Annotated in this window: 22 protein-coding genes; 14 read left to right on the top strand and 8 right to left on the bottom strand. The window is 42.2% G+C overall.

Annotation, left to right across the window (positions count from 1 at the left end):
* Nucleotides 1-25: 25 nt before the first annotated feature.
* The 8 genes from AFM12_RS08790 (at nt 26) to AFM12_RS08755 (ending at nt 8,046) form a co-directional block, all read left to right on the top strand.
* On the top strand, nt 26-1,519 hold the full coding sequence (locus AFM12_RS08790) for a DUF1501 domain-containing protein (protein WP_055146771.1): 1,494 nt from the start codon (nt 26-28) through the stop codon (nt 1,517-1,519).
* 22 nt (nt 1,520-1,541) lie between these two features.
* Complete coding sequence (locus AFM12_RS08785) at nt 1,542-1,964, top strand: hypothetical protein (protein ID WP_055146768.1); 423 nt, start codon at nt 1,542-1,544, stop codon at nt 1,962-1,964.
* 104 nt (nt 1,965-2,068) lie between these two features.
* Nucleotides 2,069-2,320: a hypothetical protein gene (locus tag AFM12_RS08780; protein WP_055146765.1), complete on the top strand. Its 252-nt coding sequence runs from the start codon at nt 2,069-2,071 to the stop codon at nt 2,318-2,320.
* Nucleotides 2,317-2,598 carry a type II toxin-antitoxin system RelE/ParE family toxin gene (locus tag AFM12_RS08775; protein WP_055146762.1) on the top strand — a complete coding sequence of 94 codons (282 nt, stop codon included), beginning with the start codon at nt 2,317-2,319 and terminating at the stop codon, nt 2,596-2,598. The genes AFM12_RS08780 and AFM12_RS08775 overlap by 4 nt, the downstream gene beginning before the upstream one ends.
* Before the next feature lie 397 nt (nt 2,599-2,995).
* Nucleotides 2,996-4,459, top strand: a complete 1,464-nt coding sequence (locus tag AFM12_RS08770) for a formylglycine-generating enzyme family protein (protein ID WP_055147875.1) — start codon at nt 2,996-2,998, stop codon at nt 4,457-4,459.
* Nucleotides 4,460-4,468: 9 nt separating this feature from the next.
* Complete coding sequence (locus tag AFM12_RS08765) at nt 4,469-5,275, top strand: 3-coathanger stack domain-containing protein (protein ID WP_055146759.1); 807 nt, start codon at nt 4,469-4,471, stop codon at nt 5,273-5,275.
* 492 nt (nt 5,276-5,767) lie between these two features.
* The gene (locus AFM12_RS08760) at nt 5,768-6,667 is read left to right on the top strand and encodes a sugar phosphate isomerase/epimerase family protein (protein WP_055146756.1); all 900 of its coding nucleotides are present in this window, start codon (nt 5,768-5,770) and stop codon (nt 6,665-6,667) included.
* Nucleotides 6,664-8,046 carry a c-type cytochrome domain-containing protein gene (locus AFM12_RS08755; RefSeq protein ID WP_055146753.1) on the top strand — a complete coding sequence of 461 codons (1,383 nt, stop codon included), beginning with the start codon at nt 6,664-6,666 and terminating at the stop codon, nt 8,044-8,046. Before AFM12_RS08760 ends, AFM12_RS08755 begins: the two co-directional genes overlap by 4 nt.
* Here the strand turns inward: AFM12_RS08755 and araD1 are convergent.
* Nucleotides 8,024-9,031 (bottom strand): AraD1 family protein, encoded by a 1,008-nt coding sequence (gene araD1 / locus AFM12_RS08750; protein WP_055146750.1) that lies wholly within the window; start codon nt 9,029-9,031, stop codon nt 8,024-8,026. The two genes, AFM12_RS08755 and araD1, sit on opposite strands and share 23 nt — an antisense overlap.
* 169 nt (nt 9,032-9,200) lie before the next feature.
* Between araD1 and AFM12_RS08745 the strand changes: the two genes are divergently transcribed.
* Nucleotides 9,201-10,823, top strand: coding sequence for an ABC-F family ATP-binding cassette domain-containing protein (locus AFM12_RS08745; RefSeq protein ID WP_055146747.1), 1,623 nt, complete (start codon nt 9,201-9,203; stop codon nt 10,821-10,823).
* A 76-nt stretch (nt 10,824-10,899) separates the two neighbouring features.
* Here the strand turns inward: AFM12_RS08745 and AFM12_RS08740 are convergent, their stop codons facing one another.
* The 3 genes from AFM12_RS08740 to AFM12_RS08730 form a co-directional block, all read right to left on the bottom strand.
* Nucleotides 10,900-11,454: a DUF4136 domain-containing protein gene (locus AFM12_RS08740; protein ID WP_055146744.1), complete on the bottom strand. Its 555-nt coding sequence runs from the start codon at nt 11,452-11,454 to the stop codon at nt 10,900-10,902.
* A gap of 119 nt (nt 11,455-11,573) precedes the next feature.
* A complete protein-coding gene (gene aroB / locus AFM12_RS08735; protein WP_055146741.1) occupies nt 11,574-12,605 on the bottom strand; it encodes a 3-dehydroquinate synthase in 1,032 nt (343 codons plus the stop codon).
* A 26-nt stretch (nt 12,606-12,631) separates the two neighbouring features.
* Nucleotides 12,632-13,513: a 1-acyl-sn-glycerol-3-phosphate acyltransferase gene (locus AFM12_RS08730; protein WP_082391256.1), complete on the bottom strand. Its 882-nt coding sequence runs from the start codon at nt 13,511-13,513 to the stop codon at nt 12,632-12,634.
* 27 nt (nt 13,514-13,540) lie between these two features.
* Between AFM12_RS08730 and AFM12_RS08725 the strand changes: the two genes are divergently transcribed.
* On the top strand, nt 13,541-14,017 hold the full coding sequence (locus tag AFM12_RS08725; RefSeq protein WP_055147873.1) for a DinB family protein: 477 nt from the start codon (nt 13,541-13,543) through the stop codon (nt 14,015-14,017).
* Nucleotides 14,018-15,091 (top strand): DNA polymerase IV, encoded by a 1,074-nt coding sequence (gene dinB / locus AFM12_RS08720; RefSeq protein WP_055146735.1) that lies wholly within the window; start codon nt 14,018-14,020, stop codon nt 15,089-15,091.
* 116 nt (nt 15,092-15,207) lie between these two features.
* Here the strand turns inward: dinB and AFM12_RS08715 are convergent, their stop codons facing one another.
* From AFM12_RS08715 to AFM12_RS08705, 3 genes are all read right to left on the bottom strand, one after another.
* Nucleotides 15,208-16,935: a glycoside hydrolase family 13 protein gene (locus AFM12_RS08715; protein WP_082391255.1), complete on the bottom strand. Its 1,728-nt coding sequence runs from the start codon at nt 16,933-16,935 to the stop codon at nt 15,208-15,210.
* Nucleotides 16,936-17,031: 96 nt separating this feature from the next.
* Nucleotides 17,032-18,369: a Gfo/Idh/MocA family protein gene (locus tag AFM12_RS08710; RefSeq protein WP_055146732.1), complete on the bottom strand. Its 1,338-nt coding sequence runs from the start codon at nt 18,367-18,369 to the stop codon at nt 17,032-17,034.
* Nucleotides 18,370-18,390: 21 nt separating this feature from the next.
* Nucleotides 18,391-19,767, bottom strand: coding sequence for a 3-keto-disaccharide hydrolase (locus AFM12_RS08705; RefSeq protein WP_055146729.1), 1,377 nt, complete (start codon nt 19,765-19,767; stop codon nt 18,391-18,393).
* 125 nt (nt 19,768-19,892) lie between these two features.
* Here AFM12_RS08705 and AFM12_RS08700 point away from each other — a divergent pair, with 125 nt between their 5' ends.
* Nucleotides 19,893-20,756, top strand: a complete 864-nt coding sequence (locus AFM12_RS08700) for an AraC family transcriptional regulator (RefSeq protein WP_055146725.1) — start codon at nt 19,893-19,895, stop codon at nt 20,754-20,756.
* Here AFM12_RS08700 and AFM12_RS08695 read toward each other — a convergent pair.
* On the bottom strand, nt 20,753-21,973 hold the full coding sequence (locus AFM12_RS08695; protein WP_055147867.1) for a peroxiredoxin family protein: 1,221 nt from the start codon (nt 21,971-21,973) through the stop codon (nt 20,753-20,755). The two genes, AFM12_RS08700 and AFM12_RS08695, sit on opposite strands and share 4 nt — an antisense overlap.
* Nucleotides 21,974-22,115: 142 nt before the next feature.
* Between AFM12_RS08695 and rsmH the strand changes: the two genes are divergently transcribed.
* Both rsmH and AFM12_RS08685 read left to right on the top strand, forming a co-directional pair.
* Nucleotides 22,116-23,060 carry a 16S rRNA (cytosine(1402)-N(4))-methyltransferase RsmH gene (gene rsmH / locus AFM12_RS08690; RefSeq protein WP_229308477.1) on the top strand — a complete coding sequence of 315 codons (945 nt, stop codon included), beginning with the start codon at nt 22,116-22,118 and terminating at the stop codon, nt 23,058-23,060.
* 139 nt (nt 23,061-23,199) lie between these two features.
* Nucleotides 23,200-23,571: an FtsL-like putative cell division protein gene (locus AFM12_RS08685; RefSeq protein WP_055146722.1), complete on the top strand. Its 372-nt coding sequence runs from the start codon at nt 23,200-23,202 to the stop codon at nt 23,569-23,571.

Raw genomic sequence — 23,571 nt, 5'->3', positions numbered from 1 at the left:
GCGGACAGGCCCAAACACTGGAAAAATGAGTAAACGAAAAAACATATTCACCGAAGCTCTGGAAGCCAAATTTCAGGAGCAAACTCGCAGGAACTTTCTCAAAGAGAGTTTTATGGGGCTTGGAGGACTGGCTCTTGGTGGTCTTCTTGGTTCTTGTGAAACGGGTTCTAAAGGCAGCTCATCACTCTTTGACACTGGCAATCCTTTGATGGTCAAGGCTCCGCATTTTGCTCCTAAAGCCCGCTCAGTCATCTACATTCATATGGCTGGAGCCCCATCTCAACTGGAGCTTTTTGACTATAAACCCGAACTTCAGAAACTCAATGGGCTTGACTGCCCCCAATCTTTGCTTGAAGGGAAAAAGTTTGCCTTTATCAGAGGCGTTCCAAAAATGCTGGGCCCACAGGCCAAGTTCAGTCAGCATGGTGAAAGCCGAGCCTGGATCAGTAATTATTTGCCACATTTGCAGTCGGTGGCTGATGAAATCACCTTCCTGAAATCGGTAACCACTGATCAGTTTAACCATGCTCCGGCACAGCTGCTGATGCAAACAGGCTCTGCAAGGCTTGGTCGGCCAAGTATGGGTTCCTGGGTCACCTATGGACTTGGCACCGAAAATGCCGATTTACCCGGTTTTGTGGTTTTGACGAGTGGTGGGGCCAATCCAGACGCAGGAAAGAGTGTTTGGGGGAGTGGATTTTTGCCTTCGGTGTATCAGGGGGTGCAGTGCCGCTCAGCGGGTGATCCTATTTTGTTTCTCAATGACCCGGAAGGTGTCAATCGAGACCTACGACGTGCCTCCATTGATGCCATTAATAAGGTCAATCAGCAGCAATTTGAAGAGTATGGAGACCCGGAAACACTAAGCCGTATTTCTCAATACGAGATGGCGTACCGAATGCAAATTTCGGTGCCTGAAGTCATGAATATCAATGATGAGCCCGAGTACATTCATGAGATGTACGGCACTCAGCCAGGTAAAGCGGCCTTTGCGAATAATGCCCTTCTCGCCCGGAAATTGGTAGAAAAAGGGGTGCGTTTTGTACAGCTTTTCGACTGGGGCTGGGATACCCACGGTACCAGTCTGGATGGCTCCATTGACGTGGGTCTCATCAATAAATGCCGCCAAAGCGATAAGGCTGTTACCGCTCTTTTACTCGATCTCAAACAAAGAGGATTACTAGATGAAACCCTGGTCGTTTGGGGTGGAGAATTTGGCCGTACACCAATGGCTGAGAACCGCGAAGGTAAGCCAAATGCCTTCAAAGGCCGTGATCACCACGCCGAAGCCTTTACCATGTGGATGGCCGGCGGAGGCATCAAAAAAGGTTATACCTATGGAGAAACAGATGAAATTGGCTACTCGGCTATTAGCGGTAAAATAACCCCACATGATATTCAGGCCACTATCCTGAACCAATTGGGTTTTGACCACGAAAAACTAACTTATGAATTCCAGGGTCGCCCTTTTAGATTGACAGACGTGGAGGGGAATGTGATTAAGGAGATTTTGGGGTGAGTGGTTCTTTTGAATTAGATTTATGACATTAACGAATAAAGAAAAAGTTGGACTTTCTTCCCTAGTCTTGATTGTCTTATTTGCCATTTGGCAAAGTTTATCAAAAGAAAGATTCAAATCTAAATTTGAAAGCTGTAGAAAGCAGTTTACACCTTGTTATATTACAAAAGCTAATTATCACAAATTAAAAACATCTGGTCTTAACCTAGGTTACTCCTATTCGGTGGATGGTGATGATTACGATGGTTATTACAATTTTGGATTGTCCTTTACTGATGAATTTGAAATAGTTATTTTAGGCGAAACTGTACCTTGTGCATTTTGCGAAACTGATCCTGAAATTAGTATCCCTTTGTTAATAGAGGATCAATTCAAGGAGCTAGAACTAAATTATCCAGATTCTTTGGCTTGGTCACGAAAATATGAGATCAAGAATCTACCCTGATAGAATAGATATAGGCAAACTGAATTCACTAAATCTTAGGTTTTGACAGAATTGCCTCAATTAATACGTTTGATATACGTATATTTAACGTAAATTAAACGGATATGCTTAAGACAAAAAACAGAAAAGAGATTACACTGGATGATCAAACGGTTTCGCTTTTGCAAATGAAAGCTGATATAGAAGGTCGAAAGCTTAAGAACTATATGGAACGGGTTTTGACTGAAACTGCCAATGATTTTGCTTTGTCTGATGAGTACAAAACCATGATGGATGGACTACTTGATAAGCATCAGTCTGGAGAATTAAATTTTCTGAGTGAGGAAGAATTCAAAGCTCAAACTGCTCGAAAATGAGTTTTCAAATCAGGTTTGAACAAGGCTCTTTATTAGATTTCCAGGAAGGAATGAAGTATTATGACTCGATTTCCAATGAACTTGCTGAACGGTTTCATGCAGATTTCTGGGACACTATTGATAAAATAAAAAGCAATCCGCTCCATTACCAAAAGCGATACAGAAATATACGAATCGTTTTTACAGAGAATTTCCCCTTTGGTGTTCACTATTTTATTGAAAATGAAATGATTTATGTTTTAAGGGTTTTACACACCAAAAGATTCTTCAAAACCTAGGAAAATCTCTTGAATAAGCCAGTTAGATTGTTAATGCTATGAACCGCAGGAATTTTATCAAAAGCAGCGTTTCATGCTCAGCAATTTTCACTACCTAGGGCTCTGTCTTTGTTGAGGTGAAATGCGGCCTCTATCCGCTATTTGCAAAAAATACAACACTATTCCTGATCTTTAAATCTGATGTATATAAGATTGGCAATAGTATCTTACTAAAACCAGAATTTTGATATCACCACAACTAACTTTCAGCTAAGGAGTGCCGGCTTATTAAGAGTTTGACTATTGGAATTAGCTCGACTAAAAGGTTCTTTTCGAGGCAATTACCATAAAATAAAAGTTTTTGTGGTCGGGAGTTATTTTCATTTGTTTTGAAGCAAAAGAAACTCCTTACAAGCTTATGAAAAGAATAATACTACTATGCTTAACCTGTTTAAGTATTCAAGTCTGGGCAAATAATTTGGTCGTTAGTAATGTCGCACTTGTAGAATACAATGATGTTTCTAACTATGTAAAAGTTCAGTTTGACCTAAGTTGGGAAAACTCCTGGAGGTTGAGCTCCGGGCCTGCTAATTATGATGCTACCTGGGTATTTATTAAATATCGGGTCAATGGTGGTGCATGGACTCATGGTATCGTTAGTCAAGCTAACTCTTCGGCTCCGGCTGGGGCAACCATAGACGTCATGTCTGATGGTATGGGGGCATTCATTTACAGAGATGCTGATGGTAACGGAAATGTAGATTTCGATGGGATAAAATTAAGGTGGAATTTTGGGTCAACCTCTATTAATGATCAAATCGATGTTCAGGTACAAGCGATAGAAATGGTTTATGTACCACAAGGTAGCTTCTATCTTGGTGGAACCACTGGAGATGAGTCTAATAAGTTTTACGCAGGAGGTTTTAGTACATCTTCCTCCTTTTACGTGACTTCAGAAAATGCAATAACCATTGCAAACACAAGTGGTAATCTTTATTATACGGGAGATAACGCTTCAGGAGGCGATCAAACAGGCACTCTGGGTGCTAGTTTCCCAAAAGGGTATAATGCATTCTATTGTATGAAGTATGAAGTAACCGAAGGCCAATGGTTGGCTTTCTTTAACTCTTTAACCGAAACACAAAAGACCAATAGAGATTTAACCGATGCGACTCGCAAAAACAGTGATGGTGTTGTAAGTAGAAATACAATAGCCTGGACCGGAGGAAGTGCTGAAGCAACAAGTAGTGCACCCGACAGAGCTCTAAGTTATGCTAGCCCTGGAGATATAAATGCTTACATGGATTGGTCTGGGTTGAGACCACTTACAGAGCTTGAATATGAAAAGGCTTGCAGAGGCCCTGTGCTTCCAAAACCAGGAGAGTTCGCCTGGGGTAGTGCTAATATTGCCAATAGTGCATATACACTTGTTAGTTCAGGTTTGTCAACTGAACGAATAAGTAACCCTGCCACATCGACAGGGAACGCAATTTATTCTGATACTAATGGGACTATTAGTGGACCTTTACGTGCGGGTATTTTTGCCAGATCTGCCGTGACCAAAAATCGAGAAGAAACTGGTGGTTCTTTCTATGGAATCATGGAAATGAGTGGTAACCTATATGAAAGAGTAGTTACGGTAGGCACGGCTCAAGGGAGAAGCTTTTCAGGAATCCACGGTAATGGTATAATTTCTTCTACCGGAAACGGCACTGCTGTTAATTGGCCTAATAACTCAACTGGAGATGGATATAGCTATCGTGGTGGGTCCTGGCTCAATGGCTCTGATTTTATAAGAGTTTCAGATCGTTTTGATGGAGCTTCAATTATTGGAACAGGAAATAATCGTCTCGGTTTTCGCTGTGCCAGAACTGCACCTTAAGTCATAGAAATGAAAGTAAATTTTAGGCTTTTATTCTTATTTGCGTGGCTCATAAGTCTCAATTCCAAAGCCCAGTTTAATGGTTCAAATGGTGATGGCTTCGACAAGACCACTTTTTCAGGCTACCTGGATGGTGTTGAGCCTTTATTATTTGGCGGTGGAAATGGGGATGGTTTTGATCTAAAGCTTTTCAATGGTTATTTAGACGGTACTGAACCAGTATTGTTTGGAGGTGGTAATGGAGATGGGTTTGATCGGCTCCAATTTATGGGTTTCCTGGATGGTTATGAACTAGCTTTGTATACTGGTGGAAATGGAGATGGTTTTGATCAATCATTGTTTTCGGGTTACTTAAACGGAACTGAACCCGTTCTATTTGGGGGTGGAAATGGAGATGGGTTTGATCTGATATTATTCACCGGATACTTAGATGGCCTTGAACCAGTGTTGTTTGGTGGTGGAAATGGAGATGGTTTTGATCAATCAAATTTCCTGGGTTATTTGGATGGAGTAGAACCAAATTTATTCAGCGGGGGCAATGGAGATGGTTTTGATTTTGGAGCTAGAAGTGCATATTTATCGCCGAATGGACCTTGTGTTCAAGGAACCTTACTTACTATTAATGACAATCCAATTAACTCAGGTATTTATGAAAATCAAGGCACTATATCATCAGAGGGCAAAATAAATTCAGGGAGCAATGTGGAGTTTACATCTAACCGAGAGATTATCCTTCAGCCAGGATTCAGTTCCGAAAACAATACTGTTTTTCATGCTTTCATTGGTCCTTGTAATACTGTGCCCGTGAATTTATAGTTAGTTCTGCCTATTTAACATTTCAATGCTTGGTGATGCTTCTCCCTTCGTTTTAGTAAATGTAGTGTCAGGTCGATATTTGAAGAAAACCGTCATTCCAAACTTTAGAATAAACCCGTAGCAATTGTGACCTGAGTCTATCCGAAAGGATATCCGGCTTCTTATATTTCAATACTCAACTGAACTTCAATTTTCTAATATAATTTAGATTTCATACGAAATTTAACCTAAAAGTTGTCAAGTAAAAAGAATGGCCTGATGCCGTTAAACATATGCTTTAAAGGAGAAAATTTATATATACTCAAACACACCTGTTTAGAGAGCGATACTTAATAAGTTTTACCCATTGCTCCGTGTTTGGTGGCTTACATTTAATCATTAATTTCACCCATCTTCTTAATTCATTAAATTTTAAGGTTTGGGCCTGCCAGGAATAAAAGAGTTGGTCGATATAAGAAAATCCAGACTATGTCTGGACAATTACTAAACCCTATGAACCGCAGAAATTTTATCAAAAACAGCATGGCCACTTCGGCTCTATTGAACATAAACATGGAAACTAAACCTAATCTTAAAATTAAACCAATCATCATGGCCACGGATTGGGGCTATTCAGGTGGCATTTCTGAATTTTGTAAGCTGGCAAAAAAAGAGGGTTATGACGGCATAGAAGTCTGGTGGTCTTCACATGAAAAAAGACCTTTGGAGTTATTTAATGCTTTAAAGGAGAACGAACTAAAAGTCGGCTTTTTGGTTGGTGATGGCAGTCCTGATTTTGAAACACATTTTAATCGTTTTAAAGCAAATCTTAATGGGGCTTTAGAACAGGGCTATCAGAAGCCGTTATATATCAATTGCCATTCTGGTAAAGACTATTTCCCTGCTGAGCAAAATCAACGCCTTATCGAATATACCATTGAAACCGCGGCTAAATCCGGGATTGAGGTAACCCATGAAACGCATCGGGGAAGAATGTGTTATTCGGCACCTATTACACGCGAGTTTTTGTTGAAGTATCCTCAGATGACACTTACGCTGGACATTTCACACTGGTGTAACGTACACGAATCACTGCTGGATGACCAACCGGAAACTGTTAAACTGGCTCTGGAAAGGGCCCGTCATATTCATTTAAGAGTCGGGCACCCGGAAGGACCGCAAGTCAATGATCCCCGTGCTCCGGAATGGGCAGATGCTCTGAAACATCATTTGACATGGTGGGATGAGGTAGTAGCAAACAGACTACAAAGTGGAGCAACTTTTATGACATTTTTGACCGAGTTTGGCCCGCCTCATTATCTTCCGACATTGCCTTACACACAGCAACCTGTTGCAGATCAATGGGAGATTAATGTGCATATGATGAAACTGATCAGAGAACGCTACGCATGAAAGAATTCATAGCCCAGTTTCACCCTTTGTTAGTTCATTTGCCTATCGGTTTTTTGCTGATCGGGCTTGTCTTTTTTTTGTTACACAAAAAAGGCGTAGAAGGTATCTCAGATAAAACGATTCGGTGGATTTTGCTTTTCTCGTTTTTGGCCTCCCTATTCTCTTCAATATCTGGCTATCTGCTGGCCGATGGCGGAGGATATGATAGCGAGCTAGTTAATAAACATCGCAATGGCGGAATTTCCTTAATTCTCCTTACTGGTCTTCTTTATATTCTTAACCTCAAAGAGCAAAAAGGACTGATCATCAACATTCTATGGGCAGTTAGCAGCATCTCTCTATTCTTGACTGGTCACTGGGGTGGAAGCCTGACCCATGGCGAAGACTTTCTCAGTTTTGGGTCCACGGAATATACAAAACCTGAAATCACAGACCCTCAACAGGCCTTGGTTTATCAGGAAATCATTGAACCCATTTTTGCGGAAAAGTGCTGGAGCTGTCATTCCTCAAAAAAGCAAAAAGGAGACCTACGACTCGACTCCCCGGAAGCCATACTTCAAGGTGGTGAAAATGGCGAAATTTTGACTGCTCATCAGCCTAAACAATCAGAATTGTACAAGCGATTATTATTAGAAAAAGAAGACGATGACCGCATGCCTCCTGATGGTAAACCTCAGCTGACGAAAGATGAAATTCAGTTAATCGAATGGTGGATTGCAACAGGGCTTTCATTTGATCAAAAGGCGGGAGATTTGGAGCAGTCCCCGGCAGTACAATTGGCTTTGAAAAGTCTTGTCAAAGCCGAAGCGACGCCGGCTCCGATACCTCCTGTTGAACAAAAACCAGTTGAGGAATCGTTAATACAGAGCCTAAATGTAAATGGTGTTTCTCTTCAAAAAGTAGCCGATGAGTCCCCGTTTCTCAGTTTGTCAATTATCTCAGGCCAGCCTGATCAATCGGTTTGGAAAAGCTTTGAGCCACTTTCTAAAAACATCATATGGTTGAGAATTAACAATCAGGAATTGACGGCCGAGAAACTCAAAGCGATCTCTGGGTTTGAATATCTGACGACTCTGGATTTGAGTCAAAATACATTTGAAAACTCTTCCCGACCTGATTTTTCTCAATTCACTTACCTTCAAAAGCTCAACCTCGCTAATAGCAATATTTCCTTTGAAGCTTTACAAACATTAGCAGAATTGGAGAATCTCGACAAACTTTTTCTTTTTGGAACGTCATTGTCAAAAGAACAAAAAGAAAAGTTCAAAACCATGCTGCCAAAAACTACCATAGAATTCGGCAACTATGAAGTACCAACACTAGAGGGAGATACTACTGAATTTACAATGGAGATGCTTACTTCAGCGAAAGAACTTTGATCTGTTTTTCAGTTGATTCGTCATGCTTAATCGGGTTGATCAAAGCCTTACCCATCTGAGGCCAGTCGATGACCATTGAATCATCCTGCTCAAGTTTTATTCCGGCTCCATAACTAAAGGCACCTGTGCCAAAAAAATGAATATGAACCTGACCAGGTACACGATGATTGTCGTATTTGAAATGGTGATATTCCAGATTTTCAAGACTGTGGGCCATGTTTGCTTCGCCAGTTTTGACTTCTTTTTCCCAGAGCACCTTGCCGCCCTTTTTGACAGTCACCATTCCTCTCAAGTTATTGAAAATATTTTCATCAATCACCAGCTCAGGCCCAATGCTACAAGTTCTTATTTTTGAAGGAGCCAAATACAAATAATTAATTTTTTCCATAACGTGATCTGAGTATTCATTGCCCGTGGCAAAACCTATTCTTACCGGTTCCCCATTTTTGTTGATCACGTAGATACCAGCGATTTCAGGCTCCTCTCCCCCATCCAAGGCATAATTTGGGATGTCAAGCGGCTCAAGGTGCCCTTTGAGAACCGTTCCGTTTCCTTTGTAAAACCACTCGGGTTGCGTTCCAACTTTGCCCGCTCCGGGTTTCCCACCTTCCTCTCCCATGAAATACATTTTCATAGAGTCAGTTTGGGTGCCTGCATCGGCGGCGGCATTCATTTTATCCCGATTCTCGGCACTGGCTTTATGGGTTAAACCTGTGCCGGCCACCATACATTTATTGACATCCGTCGGGTGGTCAAAACAAGGAAGCCATTGCCAATCAGTTTTGCCTGCCCATACCTCCTCATAATTCAGTTTTTGACCAGAAAGACTGAGCTCCACGAGCTCTTTCATGGATTTCTTAGTATCCATCGCCTGATTTACCAGATCGTAAACAGAGGTGAAAATATTGAGCAAATGCAGCTTTTCTCCTGAAACCAGAGCTACTTTCCGCTCTTTAGACGGACTGAGCAATTGAACTAAACGCATATTTTAGGAAGAGTTTGAGCTGACGAATTTAAGGCAGATCATTGGGCTTTGCACGGATAAAATAGAACTATTTGCAGCCCTTAAAAGTTGAACAAATTCACTCTTTTCATATTGCATTGCAAAAAACGTATCTTTGCACCCATTTTTAGAGGCAGATTAAACATTCATTATGCTAACAGTCAATAATATATCTCAGGTTTTTGGTAAAAGAACCCTTTTCGAAGAAGTAAACCTGAAATTTGCTCCAGGTAACGTGTATGGTCTGATCGGGGCCAACGGTGCCGGAAAATCCACTTTTGTGAAGATATTGTCAGGCGAGCTGGAGCCTACTACGGGAAAAGTTAGCCTTGACCCGGGCGAAAGAATGTCGGTGCTGAACCAGAATCAAAATGCCTTTGATGATTTCTCTGTATTGGAGACGGTGATGCGAGGCAATGAGCGTTTGGTAGAAATTATGCAAGAGAAAGACGCCATCTACATGAAGGAAGATTTCACGGAAGAAGATGGTAACCGTGCCGCTGAGCTGGAAGCTGAATTTGCTGAAATGAATGGCTGGGAGGCTGAGTCTGATGCTGCTGCATTACTTTCAGGCCTTGGGGTAAAGGAGGAATATCACCATACCCTGATGTCAGAGATGAACCCGGCTGAGAAAGTGAAGGTTTTGCTGGCCCAGGCCCTTTTCGGTGAGCCTGATGTACTTCTTCTGGATGAGCCTACCAACAACCTGGACATTGAATCAATCATCTGGTTAGAGAACTTCCTTTTGAATTTCAAAAATACGGTGATCGTTGTTTCTCACGATAGACACTTCCTGGATAACGTTTGTACATATATCGCCGACCTTGACTTCAAGAAAATCACCCTTTACGGTGGTAACTATAGCTTCTGGTATGAATCTAGCCAGTTAGCCGCCCGTCAGAAGGCTGATCAGAATAAGAAAGCCGAGGAGAAAAAGAAAGAACTGGAGGAGTTTATCCGCAGATTCTCTGCCAACGTGGCGAAATCAAAGCAGGCTACAGCACGACAGAAAATGCTCGACAAACTTGATGTTTCGGCTATTCAGCCTTCATCTCGTCGTTACCCATACATTGGTTTTAAACCTGAGCGTGAAGTAGGTGACCAGATTTTGAATGTTGAGAATCTCAGCTACAAAAACGAGGAAGGAAAATACCTTTTTAAAAACCTGACTTTCAGAGTGGCCAAAGATGAAAAAATCGCGTTCCTGAGCCAGGATGGACTTGCTGTAACCGCATTCTTTGACATCATCATGGGTAAGAAAAAAGCAGAGTCAGGTACTTTTCAATGGGGTGTTACCATCACTAAAGATTATATGCCAAACGACAGCAGTGAGTACTTTAATGACAGCTCGCTGAATTTGGTCGATTGGCTTCGTCAATACTCTGAGGATAAGGATGAAACTTTCGTTCGCAGCTTCCTGGGTCGTATGCTCTTCTCTGGTGAAGAGGCGTTGAAAAAATGTACAGTCCTTTCGGGAGGTGAAAAACAGCGTTGTATGTTCTCAAAAATGATGCTCTCTAACGCAAACGCTCTTGTTTTTGACGAACCAACAAACCACCTTGACCTGGAATCTATTCAGGCCTTGAACAAAGGGATGGAAGAATACGATAGCGTGATTTTGTTCACTTGTCATGACCAGCAATTGACCAATACGGTAGCCAATAGAATCATTGAGTTGACACCGAACGGCACTTTGGATAAGCTGATGACTTTTGATGATTACGTAAGAGATGAAACGGTGAAATCTCAGCGTAAGGAATTGAGAGGTGAGTAATTGAAATTATTTTCAAAGCATAAAAAATCCCCCGGTCCAGACAGATCGGGGGATTTTATTTACGTGCTAGTTTAAATTAAATGCCTGTCAGTTTTCGGGGCTGTTCACCCGCCGCAAAGAGCGGATACTGATCAAATATCGTTCGGACGACGTTTCGGTAATAATTAATAGGTTTCTTCACCTTCTTATTGAAAACTCCGCTGGCGTAACCTCTCCAAATAAGCTGACTGCTCTCAGCATCAAGTAAAGACACCAGAATCATACCGCCACCAAAGTTGAAATTTTGGGTTTTATAGGTATCGTCAAATTCGTATTTATTCACCCAGCGATCAAGCGATGGCTGAAAGTAACCTTTGTATTCTACACGATCGCGAATGATACTATAGCTTACCAAAAGACCCGGTGCGTCATCTGTCAATTTATAACCACGAGCTCTCATTTGTCTTCTGATAGCATCCTGAATTTCTGTACATATAAATGAAGTATCTACTTCACACGCCAGAAAATTATAATTCTTGTAAGTTGTAAAATCGGTAGCGTAACTGTAATCATTGTCTACCATAAGTTTGAGGGAGTTGCAGGAGGCTAATCCCAAAACTAAAAGGGCCAAAAGAGGAAGAAGTCTTTTCATAAATATCAGTGTTTTCAGGTTCTTAGATATGAAGTATACGATTCAGGGCTCCAAAAAGTTGCACCCGAATTCTAAAAATAACTTCGAAAACCATTAAAAACAAAGGACTTAACCCAAAATTACTCGCCGATGTATTGACGCAGGGCTTTTTCCATTTCCTCTTTATTGCAGATAACATCAAAGCCACAAGAACCTTTCCCATCAAGAAGTGAGAATCTCACCTGACCTCCCTTGTTCTTCTTATCCTGTAAAGTATGTTGCAGAATAGCCTCCAGGTCACCTTCTAAAATTTCCACCTTTCCATAAATTGAGAATAGAAATTCCTCAATTTCAAGAAATAGAGATTCGTCGATTAGCCCTCGCTCAAGGGAGATAGAAGCCTCGCAAATCATGCCCGCAGCAATAGCCTCACCATGCAATAATCTTTCTTTTTCCGGGCTCTCCAGAAAATAGGTCTCAATAGCATGACCTAGCGTATGTCCAAAATTCAAAATTTTACGACGACCTTTTTCAGTAGGATCACTGGCGACAACCTCTTTTTTGATTTCTACTGAGTGGGCAATCAGGTCTGCAAAATCTTGATCATCAAAATCAATTCTTCTGATTTCATCCCATTTTGCTCCATCAGCAATCAGGCAATGCTTTGCAACCTCAGCAAAACCGGATCTCAATTCCGCCCATGGCAACGACTTCAGAAAATCGGCATCAATCAACACCGTTTTCGGCAATTGAAAAACCCCGATATGATTTTTGTAGCCATTGAAATCAATACCCAATTTACCACCAACACTGGCGTCAACCTGAGCAAGAAGTGTCGTCGGAATCTGAATAAAATCAATGCCTCTTTTATAGGTAGCCGCACAGAAACCGCCCATATCTCCGATAACTCCACCACCTAAATCAATCATTAGCGAATGACGGTCAAGCTCGTTATCCGTCATCACCTGCCAGATGTGCTGACAAGTGCCCAGATTTTTCTGTTCTTCGCCACTTTTGATCTCAATTAAAATATGCTCCGGCAAAAGCTCTTTGATGAGTGGATAGCAATGCTGACCGGTATTTTCATCAACCAAAACCGTGATTTTTGAGTAATCACCAGCCTTAAGAAACTCAGGTAACAGCGTAGTGATAGAGCCAATTTTTACAGACATATTTTTAAAGGTTTTGCGTCAATGAATTACAGAAATTGAGAAATAAAAATACCCAGAAGTAGCCAGTAAGTCCCGGCGGTAACATAATAAATGCCATACCAAACCGAGTCAAAAAAGATGGTACGGCCGAACTTCCTTTTGGTAAACCAATGAATGAAAAGAAAAAGTGGTAAATGAATGAGCCAGCCTAGATAGTGCACCAGATTCCTCAAAAAACCAACCGGCTTGAAATTATGATCTATCATCGCCTCCATCTCTTCAGTAAGTTTTGCGGTGAAGACTTTTGCAAATTCAGCCGGGTCCTGAGTGAGATCAAAGTCCTCTTTTCTCAAAGGCTTGGCGACTCTCAGATTAATCCTTTTCCCGAAGTTTTTGAAGCTATCGTAGGTACTAACCACCGGTACCACCTCTGCATCTATTCCATCTTTCCAGGCTCTTAAAGCCATGGCAGAGGTACCCATCCTTTTCAATGGCAGAAGAGTAGTTTGATTTTTACATCTGCCCTCAGGGTAAATTAAGACCTGTTTATTATTTCTAAGGAGCTCATGGCACCTATCAAAAGTCTGATTATTCTTCGCCATGTTCTGCTTTCCCTCGGTAATTCTCCAAATGGGTAAAATATGAACCAGATCAAGAATAAAGGCTACAGCTTTATTATTAAAAGCATCGCCACGGGCTAAGGCATGAACATACCTTTTGGTCTCTATATGCAATAAGATAGCGTCGTAAAATGAGTTAGCATGGGTAGCGGCAAAAATGATAGGCTTGGTATCAGAAATGTTCTCCATGCCCTCGGCATCCAGCCGTTTTACAAAGAAAAAATTGACTATTCTTGCATAAAGCCGCATAAACCAGAATACGATCGGCTTTACCTTTGGGTGCATTTGGGGGTAACTGTAACTGCTCATAAAATTCCGACAAAAATAAGCATTGCGATGCAAGAAACCGCAGAAAGATTAAGACAGCTGATTAACAGCCAAATAGGGACATTAAAGCTGGTTTCCGAGGCCGAAGCTTCGGTCAAACCAAGTCCTCAGAAATGGAGTAAAAAGGAAATATTAGGTCATCTGATAGACTCCGCTACCAATAACCAAACCAAGTTTGTTAAAACCATGGAAACTGGCGGACAGGATTTACCTGGATATCATCAGGACGAGTGGGTGGAGCTCCAAGCCTACCAAAAAGCAAACTGGTTACAATTAATTGACCTCTGGCGGGCCATCAATCTACACCTTGCTCATCTCATAGAAAATACTCCCGAGAGCACTTTACAGAACACTTTGACCATTGAAAATGCCGGACCTTTTACACTGGAGTTTATCATGAAGGACTATATTGAACATACGAAACACCACCTTCTGCAAATATTGCCCGATGCTGGCCTGACCTCTACTTTTAAAATGGTTTACTAGGTGGAACGCCTCCGTAAAATCATACATATCGACATGGACGCCTTCTTTGCTTCAGTAGAGCAAAGGGATAACCCGGAACTGCGTGGTAAACCAGTGGCCGTGGGCGGCAGTGCACAGCGAGGCGTGGTGGCGGCAGCAAGTTATGAAGCCCGCAAATTCGGGGTAAAATCAGCCCTTCCATCTGTTACAGCGAAGCGACATTGCCCTAACCTTATTTTTGTTAAGCCTCGTTTTGATCAGTATAAGAGGGTTTCCAACCAAATCAGGGAGATTTTTGCGGAATACACTCCGCTCATTGAACCGCTTTCGCTCGACGAAGCCTATCTGGATGTTACAGAGAATCTGAAAGGCATTGAAACAGCTACAGAAATCGCCCGTCAAATTCGTCAGAAGGTTAAAGAACAAACTCAACTTACAGCCTCTGCTGGAGTTTCTTTCAATAAATTTCTGGCTAAAACGGCTTCTGATGTCAATAAGCCAGATGGAATGTTTGTGATCAAACCGCATCAGGCTCAGGCTTTTGTAGAGAAACTGGAGGTTCGACGCTTTTTTGGGATCGGGAAAGTGACGGCTGAGAAAATGGTAAAACTGGGCATTTTTACCGGCAAAGAGTTACGAGAGAAGAGCTTGGAGTATTTGGTCAACCATTTCGGAAAGGCCGGACAATATTATTATGAAATATGCCGGGGAGAAGATCACCGTCAGGTCAACCCCGAGCGAATCCGAAAATCAGTAGGCGTGGAGAATACCTTCAAAACAGATTACAACGAGCCTGACGACCTCTACCGTGAATTGGACATTATCTTGGAAGAGCTTCAAAAACGGCTTCAGCGAAGCAAAGCCTATGGCAAAACGGTGACCTTGAAAATCAAATACCAGGACTTTGAGCAAATCACCCGAAGCCGAACTTCACAACTGCTAATCATGGATCAAAACACAATTGGCCATATGGCCTACGAGCTACTCAATGCTCTTTTACCTCTGAACAAAGGCGTTCGTCTCATGGGAGTCACACTCTCCAATCTTGAATTTGCGGATGAGATAGAGGGACGGCAGCTGACGTTGGATTTTTGAATTTCGAATAAAAATGAACCCTCTTATTTTTCGCCACTAAGTCACCAAGACTCAAAGTAGCACAAAGATTATTCTTAGTGATACATGAAGTCTTGGTGGCTATTCGGAGATGACGTCTATTTTAACCTGAAAACCATACCCTGATAAGGTTTCAGGCTCACAGTACCATTTGCTAGATCAACATTCTCATAATTATTGACCAAAACCTCTTCGAGGGCAAGGTTCTCATCAAGTTTCAGTGAAGTTACTTGTTTCGAAAAATTGAGGAGTATCAACATTTTTTCTTGTCCCAGTGTACGGGTGTAGGCATAAATCTGTGGATGCTCCTTAGCGAACAATTCGTAAGTACCATGAATCAAAACCAGGTTTTCTTTTCTCAATTTCACCATCTTTTTGAAGTGATTCAGAATGGAATTTGGGTCATTCTGCGAAGCCTCCACATTGATGGTTTTATAATTTTCATTCACAGGCAACCATGGTTTTCCAGTGCTGAAACCTGCATTTTGAAAAGTGTTCCATTGCATAGGCGTACGGCCATTATCGCGGGACGAGAAATTGAGCTTTCTCATGAAAAGCTCCATGTACTCACCCTCCATCATCGCTTTTTGATAGCTGTTTTTGGCGGCGATATCCTGGTATTGATCTATGGTCTGGAAATCAATATTGGTCATACCTATTTCGTCTCCATAATAACAATACGGCGTACCCCGCATACTTAAAATAAAGGTATTCAGCATTTTTGTGGACGGTGCTCTAAACTCCGGAGAATCATCACCCCAGCGACTTACCATCCGGGCCTGATCGTGGTTAGAAAGGAAAACGGAAAGCCAGCCCTGATCAGCAAAGGCACTATCCCATTTAGAGAACACTTGCTTCATTTTGCTCAATTCATAGCCACCGTATTGAGCAACATCCACGCCATCAAAAGCATATGCCATATTGAGCTCGTTTCGGCTGGCATCCACCAAATCATGGGCATCCTGAAAATTACGACCGGCTCCTTCGGCAACGCTCATCACAGGGTATTTGCTGAATACCTGCTCGTTCATTTCTTTGAGGTAATCATGCAGACCATCCTGCACCGCATAGTACTCAAAGAAATTCTTCTCATACCCATCGGGTAATTTCGGGAAAGTGGTGTCTTTGGCGGCAAACTGGAAGGCATCCAAGCGAAAACCATCCACGCCTTTCTCTGCCCAGAATTTCATGATGTCATACACTTCCTGACGCACTTTTGGGTTCTCCCAATTCAAGTCCGGCTGCTGTTCCGAAAAATAATGGAGGTAATAAGCGTTTGTGGTGGAGTCATATTTCCAGGCATCACCCTTCGGGTCAAACAGACTATAGCGGTAATTCGGCTTTCCTTTTTCGGCCGGCCACCAGTGATAATAATCGCGGTAAGGGTTATCCCTTGAGCTACGCGATTGTTTAAACCATTCGTGCTCATTGCTGCTGTGGTTCACTACCACGTCCATCACCAGTTTAATCCCCCTGTCATGCATGCCTTTGAGCAGTTTATCAAAGTCTTCCATAGTCCCGAACTCCGGCTGAATATTGCGGTAATCGCTAACATCGTAGCCATTATCGGCATTAGGTGAACTGTTAAACGGGCACATCCAGATGGCATCGATGCCGAGGTCTTTCAAATAATCCAGCTTTTCGTAGATCCCGTTCAGGTCACCGATTCCATCGCCGTTGGTATCATTAAAGCTTCGCGGGTAAATCTGATAGATGACCAGCTCTTTCCACCAGTCTAGCTTTTCGGTGGTTGATTCGTTTTCTGCCTTCGGTTGGCATGAAAATGCAAGGAAGCCTGTAAGAAGGCTAAGAAGGTATTTGTTCATGTTAAAGTATTTTCAATGCCGAAAGTACAAACTTTCTCCAAACAAAAAACCCGCCTCTGCTGAGACGGGTCTTTGCTATTAACCTAAACTTATTCATCAATATTTAAACGGAACGCCTCCCGCTAAAACTTCCTGATTAACTTGGTCAAACGTTACCCGCTGACCAGTTCGGTAAGCAGCGTTTGACATGATTGTGGCTATAGAGTGCTGATATCCAGCCTCAATTGGTGCATTGTTCTTTTTACGCGAACGCACACATTCCATCCAGTTTCTAACATGATTCAGGGTGAGTGAGTCGCCCCCAGTATTGGCACCAGTTTCTACTTTCTCTCCTTCTAATGTCATTGGTGTCAAACGGTTTTCTTTCATGCCCATTTGAGAAGCCATCCTCTGTGTAAGGCCACCATTGTCAGAAATCTCGTTGGTATCCAGATTGATCATTCCACCGTTGGAATAATACAGCTCTTTTGTCCCTCCCGCTGAGTTTGAGAATCTACTTGTAAACTGCACCTGGAAGCCTTTTGATAGGTCATCTAAAGGACCGTAATCAAACACCACCGTTAAGGTATCCGCATTGCTACGACCATCTTTCCATTGGTAAATTCCACCATTGGCCACCACACTTCTTGGGTGAGGCAAACCGCTAAACCAGTGTACGGTATCAATCTGGTGACTCATCCACTGACCCGGTATTCCTGATGAATACGGCCAGAAAAGACGATACTCCAGATATTTTCTTGGGTCAAAATCTTCGTATGGACGGTTCATCAGATATCGCTTCCAGTCCACGTCGCTTTCTTTGAGATTCGCAACCAATTCTGGTCTTCTCCAGCGGCCGGGCTGGTTGACATTCCACATCAACTCCACCATCACGATATCACCAAATTTACCCGACTGGATGTAATTTGCCGCCGCATGATAGTTCGCACCGCTTCGTCTTTGAGAACCTATTTGCACGATCTTACCGCTGTCTTTGACTGCTTTTAACACCGCACGGTTGTCTTCCATGGTTTCAGCCAGAGGCTTTTCTGCGTATACGTCACAGCCGGCCTGCACCGCCTCAATAGTATGTAAGGCATGCTGAAAGTCAGCCGTACTAATCATTACGGCATCCACAGAATTGGAAGCATACAGCTCCTCGTTATTCATGAATTTGGTCACCTTGCTGCCTAGCTCTTTCTGAAGATAAGCCTGACCTTCATCACGGCGTTTGTTCCAGATATCTGAAACAGCCACCATCTCGAAATTCATTTCTTTTTGAAGGGCTTTGAAGCTGGATACATGAGACGAGCGGTGACGGTCTGAAAAACCAACACAACCCACTCTTACCCTATCATTTGACCCGATAATCCGGGCATAACTTGACGCCGAAATTCCGGTGGCGACACCGGCCATCAGCGACTTTTTAATAAATTCTCTTCTTGTATTATCCATTATTTCAATAGGTATTAATTCTTAAAGTTTTCTCACTTTCAGGCTACGAAAATGTACCTCATCGCCGTGATCCTGAAGAAGAATTGGGCCCTGATCTGCCGCACCGAAACCTTCGAACTTCTGGTATTTGCTACGAGCTACCAAAGCATCATAAATGTTACTTTTACGCACGTACTCCACTACTTTAAAGCCATTTAGCCAGTGCTGTACGGTATTATCAGGCATCACCACCAAACGGCCCTGATTCCACTCGCCGATTTTCTTTTTGAAACGCGGATTCTGATCACCTGACGGAATCAAATCATACAAAGAAGCCAGCGTACGGTTTCCAACAGCCCCCATCTTTGCATCCGGGTGCTTTTCATCGTCGAGAACCTGATACTCTAGTCCAATGCCACTCTTTCCACCGCTATCAAAATCTTCATTCACAAAGTATTTTATACCTGAATTTGCTCCTTCAGAAAGCATAAATTCAAACTTCAGTTCAAAAGCACTGAACTGCTCTTTGGTCACGATGTCATTTCCGGTTTCAGAGCCATCAGATTTGTGTATCACAATGTCGCCATCTTCCACACTCCATCTTTTTCCACTCATTTCCTGACTGTTCACGGCTCTCCAACCCGTAAAATCTTTACCATTAAAAAGCATCTCAAAACCCTGAGCTTTCTCCTGAGCAGATAGGTCGTTTTTCAACATATTAACTACAGGAACATTATCGTAAGGAGCAGGCCTCAGATTCTCAGTTTTAATTTTGATGTTTCTCCATCGGATCTGCATACCCTCGTGCATATCGCCATAGATTCCATGAACCTGAAGAGCTATAAGGCCCTCCGGAGTCATATCGTCCACAAGGTGTGAGATTGGAACACCATTCACCCAGGTTCTGATGGTATTGCCGATGGCTTCAATTCTGTACAAGTTCCAGTCATTGTGTTTGAAAGCATTCTTAGCTTCAGGTCGTCCTTCCGGCATACATAACCAACCGCGGCGGGCCTCATCATAAATTCCACCCGACCAGGCCCTGTCAGAAGGGTCAATTTCCATCTGATACCCATGAACCCGACCATTATTAAATTCAGGAGTTGACAAGCTTCTGAACTGTATACCGGAGTTCATTCCTTCATCCACTTTGAGCTCTAGCTCAAGGATGAAATCACCATAAGTTTCGTTGGTACACATGAAAGAGTTAGGAGTGTTGGCCACAGTGGTGCCGATCACCATTCCATCTTTCACTTCGTATTTAGCTTCTCCATTTTTCTGATTCCAGCCGATCAGGTTCTTTCCGTTGAAGAGCATTTTCCAGCCATCGGCCTTCTCTTGAGCTGTTAATTGAGCTTTTGAGGGCATTGCAATGCAAAAAAGTAAGCCCAAAAGGGGTAGATAATTTAGTTTTTTCATCAATAGGTTTGGTTCTTTTTTGACAAATCTACGAAAGCAAAGGTTAAAAAAATAGAAATTTTCGAGATCGATCTAATACTATTTTAGCAACAGTTTTATACTTTTGGTCAAAAAAAACTCAGATCGTGAAACCTCAGTTATTAAAAATATCCAATCCTTTAGACTATTCGTTCAATCTCTTTGAGCAGGAGTGCCCCTATTTTGGTACGCCTTGGCACTACCATCCGGAGGTTGAAATTGTATTAGTTCAGGAAAGCGAAGGAGAAAAATATATCGGGAGCAGTATCACGGAATTTTCACCGGGCGACCTCACAATGATCGGTTCATATGTGCCACACTACTATAAAAATTACGGTGACTATTATGAAGGTAATCCTAAGAAAATGGCCCGATCAACAGTGTTACACTTTAACGAAGATTTTTTGGGTGACAATTTTCTTGATGCACCGGAAAACAAGAAAATTCAGGATCTGATTATTAATGCTAAACGCGGAATACTCTTTCACGAAAATGTAGCCCAGAGCCTCAAAAAGGATTTTGCAAAACTCTCAAAAACGGAAGGCCTCGACCGTTTGTTATTATTCCTTTCAATTTTAAATGAGCTCAGCAAAGCCGAGGACATGACTTTTCTGACTACCGACCCGATGCAGCTCACTAATCATCAGGATTCAAACCGCATAAAAAAGGTTTTTGAGCACGTTATGCAGAATTTCAACGAAGATATCAAATTAAGTGACGTGGCCTCGCTGGCCAATATGAGTGAATCGGCCTTCAGCCGTTATTTTAAAAAGAGAACACGTAAGACCTTTAGCACTTTTTTGACCGAGATCAGAATAGAACACGCCTGTAAACTATTACAAAAAGATCATCATAGCGTTTCGGAGGTCTCTTATGAAAGTGGATTTAACAATCTATCCAACTTCAACCGTCAGTTTAAGAGTTTGAAAAATACAACGCCCCTGAATTACAGGGCTCGGTTTTTGGGTTAAACCTCTTCAGCGATAAGCTTCTCCATAAATCGATCAAAATCCTCGGTGAACTTCTCATAATATTCACCAGTACCCGGCCCGGAAAAACCAGTGTGTATTTTCCGTACCTTCCCTTGCTTGTCAACATAAATAGTGGTCGGGAAACTCATGACATGATTTAACATCGGCAAAGCTTTGGCCGCTTCTTTCCCTGAATTGAGGCCAGCTAGCAACACCTCGTAATCCATTCCGAAACGTTCTTTCATTTTCTGAATTTTCGGAAAAGCAAATTCAGGATCGGTCTTTTTCTCAAAAGCCAAACCAACTATCTCCACCGGAGCATCGGGGTGCTCATTGAGCCATTTGACATAGAATTTACTTTCATCCATGCAGTTTGGGCACCAACTTCCTAAAATTTGCACCAGCACCACTTTACCCTGATATTTTTCATCCTTTAATGAAACCATTTCACCCTTCTCATTCGGAAATGCAAACTCAATGGAATCATACCCGTCCTTCAGATAAGTCAAGGTCTCAGCATCGGGAAGTTCAGCGTTTTCGTCTTTCGCCGCCAGCCAGGTTTCTTGATAAAGCAAACTGCTGGAGAAACGACCGCCTTTAAGACTATCACCCTCTATTTTGGCTTTGAACAGGAAAATGTGAGTGCCGTCAAAGCAACTCATTTTGAGACTATCGCCAATTACATTCCCGGCCAAAAAACGATAATCACCAGTGGTGGTTAAAAATGTTCCATTGACCTCAGCTCCATTTTGCTCAAACAAACCTATTGCCGCATAGGAGTCTCCTTCTTCTTCATAAAAGGTGGTCGCCCATTTTCCAGAGACATTTGCGGTACCAGGTTCGCCATCAAAACGCTGTTCTATTCCTTTTTTGGCATAAAAAGCCCCTGATCTGGTATCAAGATTCCCGAGTTTTTTGCTGTAGATGCCTTTGAGTTCATCCCCATCTTGCTTTGCAATAATTTCAGCATCAAAAACCTCCATTGAAATTACCAGCGAGTCATTCCGGTAAGATAGCTCATCCAGTTCCAGAACCTCTTTTCCGTTGACAGCATAAACATGAATTCCATCCCCCGCCTTTTCAAATTTCAGATGAAAAGGTACTTCCCCAATAACCGTTGGCACACTGGCACGCCATAACCCATCAAGATCGATGGTTGGTTCAGAACAGGAGAACAATAAACCCAGGAACGGGAAAAGGAGAATCAATTTTTTCATGTGTTCATTACTATTAATTTCTTTGGTCACATGCGACCTTTGATGATTGAAATAATCATTTCATTATTTTTAATGCCTATTTCAATCATGTCGGTTTCATGTGAGATGGTCTAAAGGCATTTTGACTACTTTTGCAAACATAATGAACGAGAGAGAAAGTTCTACAAACCCGATGGAGAATACGGAATACCATGTACCCGTAATGCTGCAGGAATGTCTTGACGGCCTCCAGATTAAACCTGATGGCCTATACGTAGACGTTACTTTTGGCGGTGGCGGACACTCAAAAGCCATTCTGGAAAAACTAACCACGGGTAAGCTCTATGCCTTTGATCAGGATGATGATGCCAAGGCAAATGCCGATAAAATTGAGGATAAAAATCTGGTTTTTGTAAAGGCGAATTTCAGGCATATCAAAAAGTTTCTTCGCGTTTACGGGGTCAAAAAAGTAGATGGCATATTGGCCGATCTCGGCATTTCATCTCACCAAATTGATGAACCTACACGAGGTTTCTCTACTCGTTTTGATGGCGAGCTGGATATGCGGATGAATAACAAAGAAGGGCTATCAGCGAAAGAGGTGGTCAATGAATATTCTGCAGAGCAATTGCATAAAATCTTGGGCATGTATGGCGAAATCAAAAATGCCCGCACGGCGGCTCAGGCTATAGAAATGGGGAGGGCGAGCCACCCGATTGAAACCATTGCCCAATTGAAAAACATCTTGGAATCTGTAGCTCCAAAACATCGGGAATTCAAATATTTCGCACAGGTTTTTCAGGCCCTTCGTATTGAGGTCAATGAAGAAATGAAAGTATTAGAAGAATTTCTTCAACAAACACCCGAGCTTCTCAACCCCGGAGGTCGACTGGTGATTATGTCTTACCATTCGCTGGAAGACCGCATGGTTAAAAACTTTATCCGCGGTGGGCATATTGACGGCAAAATTGAGAAAGATTTTTATGGCAATATCATGAAGCCGCTAGAAGCAGTTACCCGAAAACCGAAGACAGCCAGTGATGAAGAATTGCAACGCAATCCACGATCACGTAGTGCCAAATTACGCATAGCAGAAAAGCCAGAATAACCGGAACCTTTTCACCTACTTTCCTAGACCGTCAAAAATCTGTTGTTGAGGATACTCTCAGGTAGCTTGGGTTTTTCTACTGGGTTTGATTACATTTGATTATTGCTTAATCGTTTTTAATTAAACGTTCCTAATAATCATGGCTGTAAATACTCCCCGGGGTCAACGGAAAGAATCGCCGTTTACCCATCTTACAAATCGTCTCAATTTTTTTGAATGGCTGGCTGAAAAGCTGGAAATGACAGAGGATTTTCCTACGGAAATGCTCAAAAAGGCTCTTTTTGCCTTCCTTTTAGTCTTTATTTATATCTTTTTTCAACATAATATTGAAACCCTTTTCAGGGATTTGACTAAAGCCGAGACGCAGATTAAGGAAAAACGAGCGTCTTATATTTCACACAAATCTGCTGTGATGGTAAAAAGTAAGCACTCTCAGGTTTCTGAATCTTTAGAGGGCCGTGGACTGCATCGCAATGTGGAACCACCTGTAAAAATCATCGCTAAAAACTAG

The sequence above is a fragment of the Jiulongibacter sediminis genome, from assembly GCF_001306455.1.
GTDB classification, from domain to species: domain Bacteria; phylum Bacteroidota; class Bacteroidia; order Cytophagales; family Spirosomataceae; genus Jiulongibacter; species Jiulongibacter sediminis.
Note: the sequence above shows the minus strand (reverse complement) of the source record. Positions and strands in the feature narration are given on the sequence as shown.